Raw genomic sequence first — 17,360 nt, 5'->3', positions numbered from 1 at the left:
CGACGTCGCACCGGGCATGGTTGCGTGCCGGTCACAGGCAACGGACACACTGATGCGCGGGGCCCGCGCAACCGGCTGCTGCAGGTCAGGTAGCCGGTTAGGCGACCCCGGGCGCGTGGCTCAGGCGTCGCCTGCAAGACTGGGCAGCGCACGAGGATCCGAGGAAGCCGGTGAGAGTCCGGCACGGTCCCGCCACTGTTACCCCGCCAGGGGAAGTCAGGAACTCGTCTCGTGCAAGTCGTTTCCACGGGCGAGGACACCCAGAAAGGCGGCCCCAGTGGCGCATCCCCTTCTCGTCGGCGTAGGCGTAGGCCCCGGCGATCCCGAACTCATCACCCTCAAGGCGATGCGGCTGCTGTCCGCCGCGGACGCCGTCCTTGTACCGGCAACGGAGGAATCCGGCGACGGACCCGGGAGGGCCGAGCAGATCGTGACCCTCAACTGCCCGGACGCGCGGATCGTGCGCATCCCGTTCTCCATGGCCTGCAAGCGCGGTATCAGTGAGAAGCGCAAGGCATCCTGGCAGGCCTCTGCCGATGCGGCCGTCGGTGCCTTCCGCGACGGCGCGGTTCTCGTCGCGTTCGCGACGGTGGGCGATCCCAGCGTCTACTCCACCTTCTCCTATCTCGCCGCGCACGTCGCAGAACTGCTGCCGGAGGTCGAGATCAAGGTGGTGCCGGGCATCACCGCCATGCAGGCGCTGGCCGCCGAGAGCCGCACCCCGCTGGTCGAGGGGACCGAGACGCTCGCGCTCGTCCCCGTGACCGCCGGCATGGAGAAGGTCGCCGAGCTGCTCGACGCCGTCGACACCGTCGTCGCGTACAAGGGGGACGACGCCTCCCCGAGGTGGCGGCCACCATCCGCGGCAAGGGCCGTGACGCCGTGCTCGGCGTCAACATCGGCCTCGACCACCAGGAACTGCACCGGCTGAGCGACCTCGACGACGACCGGGCCGCCCGTACTTCAGCACCGTCCTTGCCCCGCCCGCCGCGGGAGACGACCGGGGGACGACTGTGAAGGGCAGGGTCGTGTTCGTCGGCGCCGGCCCCGGCGCGGACGACCTGATCACGGTCCGCGGTGCCCGCGTGATCGCCGGGGCCGACATCGTCATCTGGGCGTCGTCGCTGGTCCACCCCGGGATCGTGGCCACCACCAAGCCCGGTGCCCTGATCGTCGACTCCGCGGCCGAAGCGTTGGAGGACACCGAGGCCCACTACCGGCGGGCCGCCGAGGAGGGGCTCCTGGTGGCCCGCGTGCACACCGGCGACCCGTCCATCTACGGCGCCACCGGCGAGCAGTACGAGCTGTGCCGCCAGCTGGGCCTCGACTACGAGACGATCCCCGGAGTCTCGGCCTACTCGGCAACCGCCGCCCGCATGAACGCCGAGATCACCATCCCCGAGGTCTGCCAGTCGTTCATCCTCACCAGGCTCGAGGAGGGCGCACGCCCATGCCGCCGCGCGAGACCGTCCGCGGCTTCGCGCAGCATGGGGCGACGATGGCGCTCTACCTGTCGGCGGCCCGCAACAAGCAGCTGCAGGCGGAGCTGCTGGCCGGTGGCTACCCGCCCGAGACGCCGTGCATCGTCGGGTACCGCGTGACCTGGCCCGACGAGATGATGCTGCGCTGCCGCCTCGACGAACTGTCGGCCACCATGCGCGAACACAAGCTGTGGAAGCACACCATCGTCATGGTCGGCCCCGCGCTCGCCGAGGGACACAGCGGCACCCGCAGCCACCTGTATCACCCCGGATTCCGACACGAATACCGCTCCGCCGAGGCGGGCGCCCAACGCGACCTGCGCGCCCACGGGCCGGCGCGGTCCACACCCAGGAGACGACGCGATGATCCACGTTCACGGCTACCTCGGAGAGCTCTCCGACGACACCCGTGCCCTCGCCCGCGCCGCCGCACTCGTCGTCGGCGGCCGCCGCCACCTCGCCGACCTGGGCGTGGACCCCGAGCGCCAGGTGGTGCTCGGCCCGCTGACCCCGGCGCTGGAACGCCTCGGCGCGCTGCGGCCCGATCAGGACGCCTTGGTGGTCGCCAGCGGCGACCCCGGCTTCCACGGCATCGTGCGCCGCATCCGCCTGGCGGGCCACCAGGTAAAGGTCCGGCCGGCGGTCAGTTCCGTCGCCGCCACCTTCGCCGCCGTCGCGCTGCCGTGGGACGATGCGCTGGTCGTTTCCGCGCACGGCACATCGATCGACGAGGCCGCCGCCGCCGCGAAATGGCACCCCAAGGTGGCCGTCCTCACCTCGCAGGGGCGGGCATCGCCGAGCTCGCCGCCGCCGTCGGCCACCTCGGCCGCACCTTCGTACTCGCCGAGCGGCTCGGCGAGGCGGACGAGCGCGTGCGCGTGGTGACCGCTCTCGAGGCCGCGGCCCTCGCCGACGTCGCCGAGCCCAACGTCGTCCTGATCCTCGCAGGCACACCCGACACCCGCGCGCTGATCTCGGGCGCATCCCCGGCGCGGACGCAGCACGACGAGCCTGTCGTCGGGCAGCTCACCAACTCGCAGGCGGCGCGCAGGCACGCCGACCAGATCGACGGCGTGCTCGGCGTGGCATCGATCCGCTACGACGGGCCTGCCTCTGAGTTGATTCCCCGGGCCTGGCCGAGTGCGACCTGATCGTCAGCCACCTCGCGCTCGGCGCCACGACGCGACTCATCGCGCCGCTGCTGCGCGACAAGAAGACCGACCCCGGCGTCGTCGTCATCGACGAGGCGGGCCGGTTCGCCGTGCCGCTCGTCGGCGGCCACGCGGGCGGAGCCAACGACCTGGCGCGGCGCATCGCCGACGGCCTCGGCGCCACGCCCGTCCTCACCACCGCCACCGACGCGCTCGACCTCCCGGCGCTCGACACCCTCGGCTGGGCCTACACGGGCGACGTCGCGGGCGTCACCCGCGCGCTGATCAACGGCACCCCGTGCGGGTCGAGCAGGTCCACCCCTGGCCGCTGCCCCGCTGCCCGCGAACGTGTCCGTCGACGCCGCCGACGCGGCTGCGCGGATCGTCGTCACCGACCACGTGAGCGTGTCGGAGTCGGAGCTACCGACGGTGGTGCTGCACCCCAAGAGCCTCGTGGTCGGCATGGGCTGCAACCGCGGCACCCCCTTCGAGACGCTGCGCGCGCTGCTCACCGAGACGCTGGCCGCGCACGACCTGGCCCTCGAATCCGTGACGGCGATCACCACCGTCGACCTCAAGGCCGGTGAGATCGGCCTGCTGCAACTCGTGAAGCAACTCGGGGTGCCGCTGCTCGACTTCACGCCGGAGACGCTCACCGAGCAGGACGTGCCCACGCCCAGCGCGCTGGTGCAGGGGCACGTGGGCACCCCGTCGGTGGCGGAGGCCTCCGTCCTCGCCAAGGGCGCCGAGCTGCTCGTGCCGAAGCAGCGCAACGCGGACGCGACGTGCGCCGTCGGACGGATCCCGTGCGGGGGAGGCTCAGCGTGGTCGGCCTGGGCCCCGGCTCCCGCGACCTGCTCACCCCCGCGCCGTGGAGCGGCTCCGCCAGGCCACCTTCGTCGTCGGCTACGGGCCTTACGTGAAGCAGATCCGCGACCTGATCCGGCCCGGCACCCGCGTGCTGGCGTCCAAGATGGGCACCGAGGAGATGCGCACCTCCGCAGCCATCGAAGCCGCCCGCGGCGGCGAGAATGTCGCGCTGGTCTGCGGCGGCGACCCCGCCATCTATGCGATGGCCAGCCCCGTCCTGGAACAGGGCACCGACGGCATAGACGTCGACATCGTGCCCGGGGTCACCGCCAGCCTCGCCGCCTCGGCGATCCTCGGTGCGCCGCTCGGCCACGATCACGTGACCCTCTCGCTCTCCGACCTGCACACCAGTTGGGAGAACATCGAGAAGCGGCTCTTCGCCGCTGCGGACGGCGACTTCGTCGTCGCCCTGTACAACCCCCGCAGCCGCACCCGGCTGCGGCACCTGCCGCGGGCCATCGAGATCCTCGGCACCAGACGCTCGCCCGACACGCCGGTCGCCGTGGTGCAGCAGGCCTGCCGCAAGCGGCAGAAGGTCATCACCAGCACACTCGCCGAGTTCAACCCCGAATGGGTGGACATGAACTCCCTGGTGGTCGTCGGCTCGTCCACGACGCGGTTCGTCACCACCGGCGGCGGGAGACCCGGATCGTCACGCCCCGCGACTACGCCTGGATGCCCACCGAGACGACGGAGCCCACCGAGACGACGGAGCCCACCGCATGACCACCCCACTCGTGATCGCCGCCCACGGCACCCGCGACGCGCAGGGGAGGCCGTCAGCCGGGAACTCGCCGACCGGGTGCAGGCCCTGCTGCCGGACAGGCGCGTCGCCATCGGTTTCGTGGAGCTCAGCTCGCCGTCGATCCCTGAAGCGCTCGTCGACGTGCTCCGCCACCAGGAGGATCCGCGCGCCGTCGTCGTCCCCTGATGCTCGGCACCGGCGGCCACGTCCGCGTCGACATCCCCCAGTTCATCGCGGAGGCGCTGGAGGCCGTGCCCGGTTCCACGATCGACTACGCGACGCACCTTGGGCCCGATCCGCGCCTCGTCGATGCCGTCCGCCACCGGATCGCGGCGGTGATGGGGACTGGGTTCCCGCCGACACCACGGTCGTCCTCGTGGGGCGTGGCGCGCTGGTGCCCGACGCCAACGCCGACCACGTCCGGCTCGCCCGGCTGCACTTCGAGACGGGAGGCTGGCAGGGGTCGAGCCCGGTTTCATCCAGGTGACTCGGCCCAGCCTGCCGGAGGCGCTCGACCGCACCTACGCGGCCGGGGCAGGAGGATCGTCGTCATGGGGCACTGGCTGTTCCCGGGACGGCTGCGCACGTGGACGCACGAGCAGTCGGCCGCCTGGGCCGCCGCCCACCCGGATGCGCAGGTGCGCGTCGCCGAGGTGATCGGCGCCTGTGACGAGCTGGCCCACGTGGTCGCCGACCGTTACCGGGAGACGCTGCTGGACGCCCCGGGGCGGGCGCCCCGCCTACCTCAGCGGCCTGCGGCTGGGGGCCGCCGGGTTGTCGTCGTCGGGGGAGGCGCCGTGTCGACCCGCCGGGTGCCGCGGCTGCTTGATTCCGGCGCCGACGTCACGCTGATCTCCCCGACGGTGACGCCCGTGCTGGAGGCGCTTGCCGCGGATGGGCGCCTCGCCTGGGAGCGGCGCGGCTACGCCCAGGGCGATGTCGCAGGCGCCTGGTACGTCCTGGCCCAGACCGACGACCCGCGCGTCAACGCCCTCATCGCTGCCGAGGCGGAGGAGGGACGCACGTTCTGTGTGCGGGCCGACGACGCCACGGGCGGCAGCGCCTGGACCGCGATCACCATGAACTCCGACGGCGTCACCGTCGGCGTGCTCGGCAGCCGCGACCCCGTCCGCTCCCGGGGCGTCCGCGACGCGCTACTCGCATCCGTCCGCTCCGCACTGTCCAGGGAGGCGTCATGACCGGCTATCTCAGGACCGGCGAGGAGATCTACGAGGAATCGTTCCGGATCATCCGCGCCGAGACCGACCTGGCGCGCTTCCCGGCCGATGTCAGCCGCGCCGTCGTGCGGATGGTGCACGCCGCCGGCGCCACCGACATCGCCGACGACGTGGCGTTCACCCCGAACGTGGTGGCGGCCGCCAACGCCGCACTGCGCGCCGGTGCCCCCATCCTCTGTGACTCGTCGATGGTCGCCACCGGCGTCATCGTCTCGCGGCTGCCCCGTGACAACGAGGTGGTCTGTCACATCAAGGACCCCGCGCTCGCCGAGGTGGCGACCGCGAAGGGCATCACGAAGACGATGGCCGCCGTCGACCTGTGGCTGCCGCGGCTGGAGGGCGCCGTCGTCGCCGTGGGAAACGCCCCGACGGCGTTGTTCCGCCTGCTGGAAATCGTGGGTGAGACGGGGGTCAGGCCCGCGGCTGTGATCGGCATCCCGGTCGGCTTCGTCGGCGCTGCGGAGTCAAAGGAGGCGCTGGTCGCCAACCCGTTCGGCCTGGACTACCTGGTGGTCCGGGGCGTCGCGGCGGGAGCGCCATGACGGTCGCGGCGGTCAACGCGATCGCCAGCACCGACGAGCTGACCAACACCTCGCGCCAGGACTGACGCTTCTCTCGGCCGCACCAGAGCGAGCCCGAGCTCGTCGATGCGCTCGCTTCCGTTGCCCATGGGACAGGGCACGGCGTCATCCTCGACGCGGTGCGGGCCGCCTCCATGACGCTCGACCCGCTTACGCGACCCCGGCCCCGGAGGCGCGAGGGGCTCTGGAAGACTGGCCTCACAACAAGAAAACCGCTTCGTGCAGGCACAGGAACCCGGGAGTTGTCCGGGACGGTCGCGCCACTGTGAGCCCCTTTCAGGGGAAGTCAGGAACTCGGCCTGCGCGGACCGACGCCCGGGACGCTGAATCCCGGCGGAAGGAGTGCAGATGCACATCGCTGAAGGGTTTCTCCCACCCCTCCAATGCGCGGCATGGTTCGCCGTCGCCACCCCATTCGTGATTCATGGCGCGCGCGCCGTCCTCCGCGAGGCGAAGAAATCCCCGGAGAACAAGCTGCTGCTCGCCGCCGCGGGTGCTTTCACCTTCGTCCTCTCGGCCATCAAGCTGCCGTCGGTGACCGGTAGCTCGTCGCATCCCACCGGCACCGGAGCCGGGGCCATCCTGTTCAAACCGCCCGTCATGGCGTTCCTCGGCACGGTCGTGCTGCTGTTCCAGGCCCTGTTGCTTGCGCACGGCGGCCTGACGACGCTGGGCGCGAACGTGTTCTCGATGGCGATCGCCGGCCCTGGGCGGGCTACGGCGTCTGGCGCCTGCTCAAGGCGGCGAAGGCCCCCACCTGGCTGGGCGTGTTCTTCGCCATGGCCGTGGCGAACCTGTTCACCTACTGCGTCACGTCGCTGCAACTGGCACTGGCCTACCCCGACGCCACGACGGGCTTCCTGGGCGCCGTCGCCAAGTTCCTCGGCGTCTTCGCCGTCACCCAGATCCCGCTGTCCATCGCCGAAGGCGTCCTCGGGTGCTTCTGTTCGGGTTCTTCACCCGCGTCGCGCCGGCCGAGCTGGCTCGCTTGGGCGTCACCGCGTCGGACAAGGAGGTCGTTCATGTTTGAGCGCAAGGACTGGTTCATCGGGCTGGCCCTCGTGGCCGTCATCGTCGCGATCTTCGCGTTCTCGCTGACCATGGCCCCGAAGCCCGCGGAAGGCGAGGAGGCATTCGGGGCAGCGACGCGGCCGTGACCGCGATCCTCGAGGATGAGCACGGCGCCCTGCCCTGGTTCTCCCCGATCTTCGAGCCCGGCAGCGGCGAGATCGAGTCGGGCTTGTTCGCCGTCCAGGCGGCGCTCGGTGCGGGAGTTCTCGGCTTCGCCCTCGGCCAGCTCCGCGGCAGGGCTGCGGCCCGGCGCGAGCCGGAGTCGGCACGACAGTGACCACCTACTCCATCGACGACGCCGCCTGGGCCAGCCCGTGGCGGCGCCGTCGAGTGGGGAGAAGGTGCTGCTCAGTCTTGCGCTCGTGCTCACCGCGCTGCTCACACCCCCTGGCCCGGATGCGTGGCCGTGGCCCTGGTCTCCGTCTTCCTGATCATCGGCCCGGCCCGCATCCGACCATCCCTGCTTGCCACTGTGCTCGTCGCGCCGTTGACCTTCCTGTTGCTCGGCACCCTTCCCGTCGTCCTTCAGTTCGGTGGCGACGGGTGGGGCGTCGGCCCGTTGCGGCTCACGCAGGAGGGGCTGACCACCGCGGCAGGGCTCTTCGTCCACGGCATCGCGGGCACGCTCGCCATCATGGTGTTGGCCACGACGACGCCGATGATCGACGTCCTGACCTGGTTACGCGGACTCCACCTTCCGGACCCGCTCCTGGAGATCGCGTCGCTGACCTATCGACTGTTGTTCCTGCTGTTGGCCGCCACCATCGCGGTGCGAGGCGCGCAGCACGCGCGGTTGGGCGACGAGGCCACGTTCCGACGTCGCTGGGCCACCGTGGCCTCGACGACGGGGAGCATCATCCTGCGCACGTGGGACCGCGCCGCGCGCCTGCAGCGCGGGCTCGAGGGCCGTGGCTACGAGGATTCGCTGGTTACGTTGGCGCCCGTCCGCCGCCGGAGTTGGTCCTTCGTCGGGATGACCGCGGCCGGCGTGTCCGGGGTGTGGCTCCTCTGCTGGGCGGCGGCATGACCGAGATCCTCGGTGCCGTCGACCTCACAGCGGGATTCCCCGGGAACGCACCGGTGCTCGACGGCGCGGGTGTCTCGATCCGACGCGGCGTCCGCATGGCGCTGCTCGGCCCGAACGGATCCGGCAAGACGACCCTGCTGCGCTGCCTGGCTGGCGCGCTCCCGCCGATCCGCGGCACGATCCGCGCGGAGGGCACGGCGCTGGCGCACGACAGGGCCTCGTTGCGCGCGCACCGGCGGCGGGTGCAACTGGTGCTGCAGGACCCGGACGACCAGCTGTTCTGCGCCGACGTCACGCAGGACGTCTCCTTCGGCCCGCTCAACCTCGGCCTCGGTGAGGCTGACGCGCGCGCCCGCGTCGAAGAGGCGCTCGAACTGCTGGCCGTCACGCACCTCGCCGAGCGTCCCACCCATCAATTGAGCTACGGCGAGCGCAAGCGCGTCGCCATCGCCGGCGCCGTCGCGATGCGCCCCTCCGTGCTACTGCTGGACGAGCCGACCGCCGGGCTCGACCCGGCAGGTGTCGCCGAGCTGATGACGACGTTGGACGGCCTCGAGACCACGGTCATGCTGGCCACGCACGACGTCGACCTTGCGCTGAGCTGGGCCGACGAGGTGGCGGTGGTCGGAGATCGTCGCGTCAGGCAGGGGACCCCTCGATTCTCGGCGACGAGGGCCTGCTCGCCTCCGCCCGCCTGCGCCGCCCCTGGCAGCTGGAACTCCTGCACCGGCTCGGGCTGCCCGCAAGCCCGCTGCCCGCACCGTCGACGACGTGGCGCGAGCGATCCAGTGTTAGGCCTTCGCCACCGCCCACTGGGTGACGGTGCGGAGCGGCTTCCAGCCGAGCAGCGATCCCAGCGGCTCGACGTTTTCGACCTGGATCCGCGACAGGTGGCCGCCCCAGCGCTCGTGAGCGGCCACGCACAGCTGCTCGGCCTCGACGGTGATGCCGTGGACGACGAGTCGACCACCGTCGCGCAGCGCCGCCATGGCCAGCTCCAGCACCTCCAGGGTGCCGCCGCCGCCGACGAACACGGCATCAGGGCGGGCAGACCGCCCAGCACCTCGGCGGCGTCCCCTCGACAAGCCGGAAGGCTCCTTCGCGGGTGAGACGCTCGGCGTTGCCGAGGGCCCGCGACGCCCGGTCGGACCGACGTTCGACGCCGATGGCGCGAGCCCCTCGGCTGCCCGGCACCATTCGACGGCGATCGAACCCGCGCCGGTGCCGACGTCCCACAGCAGTTGCCCGGGCAGCGGCCGCAGATGTGCCAGGGCGCTCGCGCGGATCACCCGCTTCGTGATGAGGCCATCGCTTGCGAAAACCTCGTCCGGCAGCCCGGGCATGCGCCCGAGCAGGGCCGCGTCTCGATCGACAATCATGCCCGCATCGTATTGGAGGAAGCGTGACCAGAGGACGCACCACCGTCGACCCCGGCGACGGCCTCACGACGAAGGAGCGGCGCAGCCGTCCGCTGCTGCTGGTCTACACCGGAGACGGCAAGGGCAAGACCAGCGCCGCCGTGGGCACGGCCCTGCGGTCATGGGCGCAGGGCTGGCCCGTCGGCGTCTACCAGTTCGTGAAGTCCGCGTCCTGGACGACGGGGAGTACCAGGCGCTGACGAGGCTCGGCGAGCTCGACGGCAACGTCACCTTCGAGCGGATGGGCACCGGCTGCACCTGGATGCGCTCGGCCCACGGCGGCGAGGTGAGCGCGGAGGACGCGGCCAGGGCCGCCTGGGCGCACGTCAGGCAGGGCATCGCGGAGGAGCGGCACCGCTTCTGGCTGCTTGACGAGTTCACCTACCCGATGGCGTGGGGCTGGGTCGATGTCGACGAGGTCGCCGCGACGCTGCGGGAACGCCCCGGGACCCAGCACGTGGTCATCACGGGGCGACGCTGCCCGCAGCCCATCCTCGACCTTGCCGACCTCGTCACCGAGATGACAAAGGTCAAGCACCCTTCGACAAGGGGCAGAAGGGGCAGGCGGGCATCGAATGGTGATCCCACGCTTCGTGATCGCCGCGCCCGCCTCCGGGCACGGCAAGACGACGGTGGCGACCGGCGTCATGGCCGCCCTACACGGCCGCGGTGTCGAGGTGGCGCCGTTCAAGGTCGGCCCCGACTACATCGATCCCGGCTATCACGCACTCGCCTCAGGCAGGCCGGGCCGCAACCTCGACCCGTTCCTCTGCGGCGAGGAGCTGATGGCCCGCTGCTGCTGCACGGCGCGAAGGGTGCCGACGTCGCCGTCGTGGAGGGCGTGATGGGCCTGTTCGACGGGCGCCTCGGCACCGACGGCTTCGCCTCGACGGCTCACGTCGCGCGCCTGATCGACGCCCCCGTGGTGCTAGTCGTCGATGCCCGGCACACCTCGCGCAGTGTCGGCGCGGTGGCGCTCGGCATGGCCGGATTCGACCCGGACGTCCGGATCGCCGGCGTTGTCCTGAACCAGATCGGCAGCCCGCGTCACGAGGCGGAGGCGCGCGCGGCGGTCGAGGGCGTCGGCGTGCCGGTGCTGGGCGTGCTGCCGCGGAATCTGGAGATTGAGGCCCCTCGCGGCACCTCGGCCTGGTCCCCGCTGCGGAGCGCGACGACGCGGGCATCGTCGCCATGGGCAGGGCGGTCGCCGGGCACGTCGACCTCGACGCGTTGCTGGCCATCGCTCGCACGGCCGGCCCGCTTGACGCGAAGCCTTGGGATCCCCACCACCTGTTGACCCGATCCCCGGAGCGGAGCGCCGTGATCGTGTCGCCACGAGCAGATCGAGCAGGGCTCGCCCAGCCAAGAGTCGCTATCGCGGGCGGACGCGCGTTCACGTTCCGGTACCCCGAAACCGACGAGCTCCTGATCGCGGCGGGGTGTGAACCGGTGGTGTTCGACCCGCTGACGGACACCGAGCTTCCCGCGGGAACGGCGGGGCTCTGGCTCGGCGGAGGCTTCCCCGAGGTGCACGCCAAGGAGCTCGCGGGCAACAAGCCCCTTCTCGCCGCGATCCGCGACGCCATCGCAGACGGCGTGCCCACCGTCGCCGAGTGCGCGGGGCTGCTGTATCTGTGCCGGGAGCTCGACGGCGAGCCGATGGTCGGGGCGCTGCCGGGCACCTCGGCGATGACCGCCAAGCTGACCATGGGCTACCGGGAGGCGACCGCGGAGGCCGACTCGCTGCTTGGCCGGGTCGGCGAGACGATCACCGGGCACGAGTTCCACCGCACCACCGCCGACCCCGGCGAGCGCGCCGCCTGGGTCCTCGACGGCCGCCGCGACGGCGTCTCGTCCCCGACGCTGCACGCGTCCTACCTTCACGTCCACTGGGCCGGCCACCCGCAGCTGGCCCGGCGTTTCACAGATGCGGTCCATCACCGCTGGCTGAGCCGGACCGCGCCGCAGGAGGCGACCGCTGACCTCGGGGTCGCACTTCGCGCTGAAACGACCTCCTCTGCGTCGGCGATCAGGCAAGCCCGATTGCCCTCGGCCGTCGTCCGCGTCGAGCCGAGTCAACAACATCCGGGAGCGGATCTGGCGCACCACGGGACAGGGATCTCGCGCCCGGATTGATCGACTTCGCGGTCAACGTACGCCAACCGCGGACGCCCGGGTGGCTCGTCGAGGCGATCCTCCGCGAAGCCGACTGGGCCTCCTACCCCGATCCTGCGCCGGCGCGAGCCGCGATCGCCGCGCATCACGGGTCGGGGAGGACATGGTCCTCCCGTCGCGGGGCGGCCGAGGCATTCACGCTGATCGCTCGTGCGATCCACGGCGACGCCGTCGTCGTCCATCCGCAGTTCACCGAGCCCGAGGCGGCCCTCCTCGCCGCCGGACGCACCCCACGACGCCACCTCCTCGCCGCAGACGATGGCTTCCGCCTCGACCCCGCTTCGGTTCCCCGGTCGACCTCGCCATCGTCGGGAATCCCACCAATCCCACGGCCGTGCTGCACCGGCGCGAGGACCTGCTCGCCCTGCGTGCCCGGACCCTCGTCGTCGACGAGGCCTTCCTCGACACGATCCCGCACGGGCCCAGACGATCATCGCCGATGCCATGCCGGGCCGACTCGTCCTGCGTTCCCTCACCAAGACGTGGGCGATCGCAGGCATCCGGGTGGGGTACGTCGTCGGCGATCCGATCCTCATCGCCCGGCTGCGCGCCCAACAGCCGCCGTGGTCGGTGTCCACGCCCGCCATCGCGGCCACTCTCGCCTGCCTCTCACCCGAGCGCCGCGGCGAGGCCGCGCGCCTGGCCGCAGAGGGCGTCGCCGCCCGCGCGGACCTGGCCGACCGCCTCCGCGCCGCGAGCCTGAGACCCATCGACGGCGCGGCCCCTTCGTCCTCGTCAACACGTCGGGCATCGCTCCCGGATCCCTCCGGGAGCCGCTCGCCGCGCGCGGCTACGCTGTCCGCCGCGGAGAGTCGTTCCCGGCCTCGGCCCGTCGTGGCTGCGACTCGCCGCCCGCACCCCCGACCACCACGCAGGGCTCGTCGCGGCCCTCTCAGACATCAAGGAACGCCAATGCAGCAAGAACTGAAGCCCGGCGAGGTCGTGCTCGTGGGAGGAGGCCCCGGCGATCCCGATCTCCTCACCGTCGCGGGGCTGCGTGCCATCCAGCAGGCCGACGTTGTCGTCCACGACCGACTGGGGCCGGTCAGCTCGCTGGGCGAGGTGAACCCCGACGCGGAGCTCGTCAACGTCGGCAAGATCCCGCGTGGAGCGTTCACGCCGCAGGAGGAGATCAACGGCATCCTTATCGACCGGGCGAGGAGGGGCTGCGCGTCGTGCGTGTGAAGGGCGGCGACAACTTCGTGTTCGGCCGTGGCGGAGAGGAGTGGCAGGCCTGCGCCGAGGCGGGCGTGCCCGTGCGCGTCATCCCCGGCGTCACCTCGGCTGTCGCAGTGCCCGCCCTCGCGGGATTCCCGTGACCCACCGCACCTTGTCGCAGGGCTTCACCGTCGTCTCGGGACACGTCCCGCCCGGCGATCCGCGCAGCCAGCTTGACTGGAAGGCCCTCGCCGCCACCCGCACGACCCTCGTCCTTCTCATGGCCGTGAAGTGCCTGCCGGAGATCACCGAGGCCCTCATCGACGGCGGCCTCCCCGCCTTGACGCCCGCGGCCATCGTCGCCGAAGGCTCGACGGCGAGGCAGCAGTCGTGGACCGGCACGCTCGCCGACATCGCCGCCATCTCCGAGGCCAGCAGCGTGCGTCCGCCCGCGATCGTGGTGATCGGCGACGTCGCGGGCCTCCGACTCACGTGATTTCCACCTGTAGTTCTTGACGGGGTGTGCCCGGCGGACGAGGGATGGCGCGTGACGATCCTTCTGTGTCGGAAGGCACGGTTGGCCCGGTTCAGCGTCGGGAGGCTGGGTCTCTGTGGAAATCACGCCGACCCGACGACTGATCCCGCGCGGTCGATGCAGACCACACCGATACTCACCGGCGCGCCGCGGAGCACCCTCTCGGCCCGTGCGCGGGCGGCGGCGGCGATGGTGTGACCCAGCGGGACGCCCGCGGCATGACACAGCTGGAGCGCGCGCATCGCCGTGTTCGACGCCCGCACCTCCTCGGTGAGGGTGGGTGAGGCACCGGCAGAGGAGGCCAGGTCGGCCAGGTGCGTCGTGTCGACGGCGGTGCGGTGCGAGTGCAGGTCGAGGTGGCCAGCGGCGAGCTTGCTCAGCTTCGCGAAGCCCCCACCAGGGTGAGCCGCTCTACGGGATGACGCGAGACATACTTCAGCACGGCGCCGACGAAGTCGCCCATGTCCAGGAGCGCGAGTTCGGGGAGTCCGAACAGTTCCGTTGCCACCCGTTCCGACGTCGACCCGGTACACCCGCCAGGTGGGTAAGCCCGCGGCGCGGGCGACGTCGACGCCGCGCCGGATCGAGTCGATCCACGCCGAGCACGAGTACGGGACAACGACACCGGTGGTGCCGAGGATGGAAATGCCGCCCACGATGCCGATCCGCGGGTTCCACGTCCGGCGCGCCAGCTCCTCCCCGCCGTCGACCGAGATCTCGACAACGGCATCCGTCGCGACACCGAGGCGCGCGGAGGCGCGGGCCAGGTTGTCTGCGATGTACCCGCGCGGGCCGGGGTTGATGGCGGGCTCACCGACCGCCAGCGGCAGACCAGGCAGTGTGACCCGCCCGACTCCGGGTCCGCCCGGAACCTGATCCCCCGCCGGACGCCCCGCGCCGGACGTGCGCCCTGACCACGGCTCCGTGGGTGACGTCGGGGTCGTCGCCTGCATCCTTCTGCACCGCGGCCATCGCAACGCCGTCGGCCAGCTCCTCCTGAGTCAGCGCGAATGCGACGTCGTGCCCCTTCGGGAGGCAGACCCGCACCGGGTCCGGGAACTCGCCGGTGTGCAGCGCCACCCAGGCGGCGGTCGCGGCCGCCGCGGCGCAGGCACCCGTCGTCCACCCGGGCGCAGCCCGGAGGACCTCAACTGCCCGCGTCTTCCACCCTCCGCGTCCGTCACACCGTCACCCTATCCAGCCAACCTCCGCTCCCGCCGACCACCCCTCAGTGCACCGGTGTCTGTCCACCTCGATGAGCGGCAAGCGTGCCGCTCGGTGTCGTCGGCATCTGCGGAGAGCCCATGGCCCCGGAAACAGTGGCCCCGATCCCGGAACCCGTGACCGGCGGCGCGCGCCGTTGCCCCTGGCGCCCTGGCTGGTTGACTGGTGGGGAATCAGAAGTGCGGGAGGGCGAGTGATGAGCGACATTCAGGTCGGGGTTTTCGGGGTCAGCGGTCGCATGGGCAGCGAGGTCGTGCGGGCCGTCGGTCGTGCCGACGGCATGACCGTGGTCGGTGGGAGCGACCTCGGCGAGCCCGCGAGCAGGTCGAGCGGGCGAAGGTCGTCGTCGACTTCACCCATCCCGACGCGGTGATGGACAACATCGCCTGGTGCGTCGACCGCGGCATCTCCATGGTGATCGGCACCACCGGATTCACCCCCGAGCGCCTCGACGCGGTCCGCGCACTGCTCGCCGACCGTCCCGAGGTCGGAGTCCTGATCGCCTCGAACTTCTCCATCGGTGCGGTCCTGATGATGCAGTTCGCCGAGAAGGCGGCGCGGTTCTACCCGTCGGCCGAGATCATCGAACTGCACCACCCGAACAAGGCCGACGCCCCCTCGGGGACCTCCGCCACCACCGCCCGCAGGATCTCTGCCGGACGGGCGGCGGCCGCGCTCGGGCCGGTCCCCGACGCCACGGTGCACGACGACGGCGCCCGCGGCGCGGTGGTCGACGGCATCCACATCCACGGCGTCCGCCTGCAGGGCCTCGTCGCGCACCAGGAGGTCCTGTTCGGCGACACCGGCGAGACGCTGACGATCCGCCACGACTCGTTCGACCGGGTCTCCTTCATGCCGGGCGTGATCGCGGGCATCCGCTACATCGTCGACAGGCCCGGGCTGACGCTCGAGATGGAGCAGGTCCTGGGCATCTAGTGCAGGTCGCTCCGCCCGCCGCGACCATCGGGGCGGGGTGCGTCACGATGCCTGATTTATAACGGTTTGATAACGGCCTAGCTCTTGGTCTTGCAATTCCCGGATGTATACGTTTACATAGTGCGTGTAAACGTATACATCGCAGCATCGGCGCTGAGATCCCCGACATCGATCGGCCCTGCGGGTCGGAGATGGGCTCACTGGTTCCGGTGCCGTGACGTCGAGAAGCGAGAGGAGGGGCGAGATGGGTGTGACGGTCCACGATGTGGCGCGTGAGGCGCGAGTCTCCATCGCCACGGTTTCGCGCGTGCTCCGTGAGAAGGGGTCGTCAGCCAGGAGCTCTCGGAACGCGTGCGCTCCACCGCGGAGCGACTGGGCTATGTTCCGAATCGGGTGGGGCAAGCGTTGCGTCAGCAGACGGCGAACACGTGGTCAGTGCTTATCCCCGAGCTGAATGCGTTCTTCGCCCAGGTGGTCGCATCGGTGGAGGCGGAGGCTGCCGAGACTGGAACGAGCGTCTACCTGGGCGTGACCAACTATGACCTCGACCAGGGGATGCGACTCATCGAGTCCGCACTCAGCCAGCACTGCTCGGGGCTCATCATCGCGGGGTCCCCATCGCGGCCGAGCTGCTTCAGAACGTACGCATCCCTGTGGTGATCGTGGACCGATACCTCGATGACACCTGGGATGCCGTCCTGCTCGACAATCACAGGGCGGGTCAACTCGCCGGCGAACACCTCCTGGACCTGGGCCGCTCCCGTCCCGTCTGCATAACAGGCCGCGAGCCGGGCGTGCCCGTGAGGATCCGCGCGGAGGGCTTCGCCGCTGCGCTGGCTGATGGGGGCGTCGTCCTGCGGGGTGAAGCCGTCCGCGAGGTGGAACTGACGATCCGCGACGGCAATGAGGCCATGTCGGCACTGCTGGCCGCCCAACCGGACCTCGACTCCGTCTACTGTGCCAGCGGTCCGCTCAGCATGGGCGCGTACTTTGCGTTGCAGGAGCAAGGGGCCCGTGACGTGGCTCTCGTCGCCAACGACGATGAGGATTGGATGGCGATCGCTGCGCCGTCCGTCACCACCGTCCGCCAACCTACCGACCTGATCGGAAAGAGTGCAGCCAATCTTCTGCGCGAACGGATTGCTGACCCGACTGCAGCGCCGCGCACCATTCTCCTCGAGCCTATGCTCATTGTGCGCGACACATCCACGCCGACCACGGTGCTTCGGGCGCCCTCTGGCGAGGAGCGGGAGGAGCGAATGGCATAGTAGATCGCGATCCGGCTTCACTGCGGCGCGTTCTGTCCATGGTGAAGCCCGGTACCGGGCGGGTTGGAACAACGTCGGTTTGGTTCCCGCCGTCAACTCGAGACTCCGTCGATGTGGCCTGCGCGCTCTGCGCACCGATGGCACCCGACGTGATGCGCAGAGTATCAAAGTAGTGACTTCTCTCCTGTGAGAAGCCGCATCCACGTGGACCTTGGCCAATGTTCCATGTGGCTGCGCGACCCCAAATTCACATAAAGGCCAGGCGTGCTTGACCTCTTGCCTGGTCTGTCGCGGCCTGCACCCAGTGATGGGTGCACGCCCAAATCCACATTGCCCGGTTCCAAGCGTGGTTCCGGAAAGGCGCCAGAAGGCGTCCCCCAATGCTCACGATCCATATCTCGTGACGCTTGGCATGCATTCATCGCGTGATGTTCACAAGCAGACTGCCAACGCTGACTAGAAGTGAAGGCAGGACACATCGT

General features: G+C 70.9%; 10 protein-coding genes, 11 pseudogenes and 2 riboswitches. Of the genes and pseudogenes, 17 read left to right on the top strand and 4 right to left on the bottom strand.

Annotation, left to right across the window (positions count from 1 at the left end; genetic code table 11):
- Positions 1 to 119 precede the first annotated feature (119 nt).
- A riboswitch (cobalamin riboswitch) is annotated at positions 120 to 246 on the top strand.
- 31 nt (positions 247 to 277) lie between these two features.
- The 10 genes and pseudogenes from cobI (at position 278) to G7085_RS02015 (ending at position 8,984) form a co-directional block, all read left to right on the top strand.
- Positions 278 to 931: a precorrin-2 C(20)-methyltransferase gene (gene cobI / locus G7085_RS02055; protein WP_331715422.1), complete on the top strand. Its 654-nt coding sequence runs from the start codon at positions 278 to 280 to the stop codon at positions 929 to 931.
- 82 nt (positions 932 to 1,013) lie between these two features.
- Positions 1,014 to 1,813, top strand: a pseudogene (gene cobM, locus G7085_RS02050) (precorrin-4 C(11)-methyltransferase); the annotation flags it as partial.
- A gap of 31 nt (positions 1,814 to 1,844) precedes the next feature.
- A pseudogene (gene cobJ, locus G7085_RS31850) lies at positions 1,845 to 4,228 on the top strand (precorrin-3B C(17)-methyltransferase).
- Positions 4,225 to 5,446 (top strand): annotated as a pseudogene (locus G7085_RS02040) (CbiX/SirB N-terminal domain-containing protein). The pseudogenes cobJ and G7085_RS02040 overlap by 4 nt, the downstream one beginning before the upstream one ends.
- A pseudogene (locus G7085_RS02035) lies at positions 5,443 to 6,092 on the top strand (precorrin-8X methylmutase). Before G7085_RS02040 ends, G7085_RS02035 begins: the two co-directional pseudogenes overlap by 4 nt.
- A 177-nt stretch (positions 6,093 to 6,269) precedes the next feature.
- A riboswitch (adenosylcobalamin (AdoCbl) riboswitch) is annotated at positions 6,270 to 6,405 on the top strand.
- Between the two features lie 9 nt (positions 6,406 to 6,414).
- Positions 6,415 to 7,096 (top strand): annotated as a pseudogene (locus tag G7085_RS02030) (energy-coupling factor ABC transporter permease).
- Entirely contained in the window at positions 7,089 to 7,223 is a 135-nt protein-coding gene (locus G7085_RS29105) for a hypothetical protein (protein WP_269451746.1), read from the top strand. The pseudogene G7085_RS02030 and the gene G7085_RS29105 overlap by 8 nt, the downstream one beginning before the upstream one ends.
- Complete coding sequence (locus G7085_RS02025) at positions 7,220 to 7,414, top strand: energy-coupling factor ABC transporter substrate-binding protein (RefSeq protein ID WP_197509802.1); 195 nt, start codon at positions 7,220 to 7,222, stop codon at positions 7,412 to 7,414. The genes G7085_RS29105 and G7085_RS02025 overlap by 4 nt, the downstream gene beginning before the upstream one ends.
- 129 nt (positions 7,415 to 7,543) lie before the next feature.
- Positions 7,544 to 8,164 carry a cobalt ECF transporter T component CbiQ gene (cbiQ, locus tag G7085_RS02020; RefSeq protein ID WP_331715421.1) on the top strand — a complete coding sequence of 207 codons (621 nt, stop codon included), beginning with the start codon at positions 7,544 to 7,546 and terminating at the stop codon, positions 8,162 to 8,164.
- Positions 8,161 to 8,984, top strand: a pseudogene (locus tag G7085_RS02015) (energy-coupling factor ABC transporter ATP-binding protein). The gene cbiQ and the pseudogene G7085_RS02015 overlap by 4 nt, the downstream one beginning before the upstream one ends.
- On the opposite strand, the gene G7085_RS31845 reads toward G7085_RS02015, so the two are convergent.
- Positions 8,956 to 9,543, bottom strand: a complete 588-nt coding sequence (locus tag G7085_RS31845; protein ID WP_197509801.1) for a bifunctional cobalt-precorrin-7 (C(5))-methyltransferase/cobalt-precorrin-6B (C(15))-methyltransferase — start codon at positions 9,541 to 9,543, stop codon at positions 8,956 to 8,958. The pseudogene G7085_RS02015 and the gene G7085_RS31845 overlap by 29 nt on opposite strands.
- A gap of 23 nt (positions 9,544 to 9,566) precedes the next feature.
- Between G7085_RS31845 and cobO the strand changes: the two are divergent.
- From cobO to cobA, 3 pseudogenes are all read left to right on the top strand, one after another.
- Positions 9,567 to 10,164: pseudogene (gene cobO / locus G7085_RS02005) on the top strand (cob(I)yrinic acid a,c-diamide adenosyltransferase).
- Positions 10,158 to 12,685: pseudogene (locus G7085_RS36155) on the top strand (cobyrinate a,c-diamide synthase). The pseudogenes cobO and G7085_RS36155 overlap by 7 nt, the downstream one beginning before the upstream one ends.
- Positions 12,670 to 13,411, top strand: a pseudogene (cobA, locus tag G7085_RS01990) (uroporphyrinogen-III C-methyltransferase). The pseudogenes G7085_RS36155 and cobA overlap by 16 nt, the downstream one beginning before the upstream one ends.
- 415 nt (positions 13,412 to 13,826) lie before the next feature.
- Here cobA and G7085_RS31835 read toward each other — a convergent pair.
- The 3 genes and pseudogenes from G7085_RS31835 to G7085_RS29090 form a co-directional block, all read right to left on the bottom strand.
- Complete coding sequence (locus G7085_RS31835) at positions 13,827 to 13,958, bottom strand: hypothetical protein (protein WP_331715906.1); 132 nt, start codon at positions 13,956 to 13,958, stop codon at positions 13,827 to 13,829.
- A gap of 40 nt (positions 13,959 to 13,998) precedes the next feature.
- Positions 13,999 to 14,310, bottom strand: a pseudogene (locus tag G7085_RS29095) (cobalt-precorrin-5B (C(1))-methyltransferase); the annotation flags it as partial.
- Positions 14,261 to 14,530 carry a cobalt-precorrin-5B (C(1))-methyltransferase gene (locus G7085_RS29090; protein ID WP_331715420.1) on the bottom strand — a complete coding sequence of 90 codons (270 nt, stop codon included), beginning with the start codon at positions 14,528 to 14,530 and terminating at the stop codon, positions 14,261 to 14,263. The gene G7085_RS29090 and the pseudogene G7085_RS29095, both read right to left, overlap by 50 nt.
- Positions 14,531 to 14,870: 340 nt before the next feature.
- Here G7085_RS29090 and dapB point away from each other — a divergent pair.
- From dapB to G7085_RS01965, 4 genes and pseudogenes are all read left to right on the top strand, one after another.
- Positions 14,871 to 15,610, top strand: a pseudogene (dapB, locus tag G7085_RS01980) (4-hydroxy-tetrahydrodipicolinate reductase).
- Positions 15,611 to 15,854: 244 nt separating this feature from the next.
- The gene (locus G7085_RS33845; RefSeq protein ID WP_408647022.1) at positions 15,855 to 16,064 is read left to right on the top strand and encodes a LacI family DNA-binding transcriptional regulator; all 210 of its coding nucleotides are present in this window, start codon (positions 15,855 to 15,857) and stop codon (positions 16,062 to 16,064) included.
- Positions 16,046 to 16,270, top strand: a complete 225-nt coding sequence (locus G7085_RS01970; RefSeq protein WP_197509799.1) for a type 1 periplasmic-binding domain-containing protein — start codon at positions 16,046 to 16,048, stop codon at positions 16,268 to 16,270. Before G7085_RS33845 ends, G7085_RS01970 begins: the two co-directional genes overlap by 19 nt.
- The gene (locus tag G7085_RS01965) at positions 16,264 to 16,878 is read left to right on the top strand and encodes a LacI family DNA-binding transcriptional regulator (protein WP_197509798.1); all 615 of its coding nucleotides are present in this window, start codon (positions 16,264 to 16,266) and stop codon (positions 16,876 to 16,878) included. The genes G7085_RS01970 and G7085_RS01965 overlap by 7 nt, the downstream gene beginning before the upstream one ends.
- The last annotated feature ends 482 nt before the right edge of the window (positions 16,879 to 17,360 follow it).

This window comes from Tessaracoccus coleopterorum (genome assembly GCF_011174705.1).
Classification (GTDB): Bacteria; Actinomycetota; Actinomycetes; order Propionibacteriales; family Propionibacteriaceae; genus Arachnia; species Arachnia coleopterorum.
The sequence above is the reverse complement of the archived record's forward strand: the minus strand, read 5'-3'. Positions and strand labels throughout refer to the sequence as shown.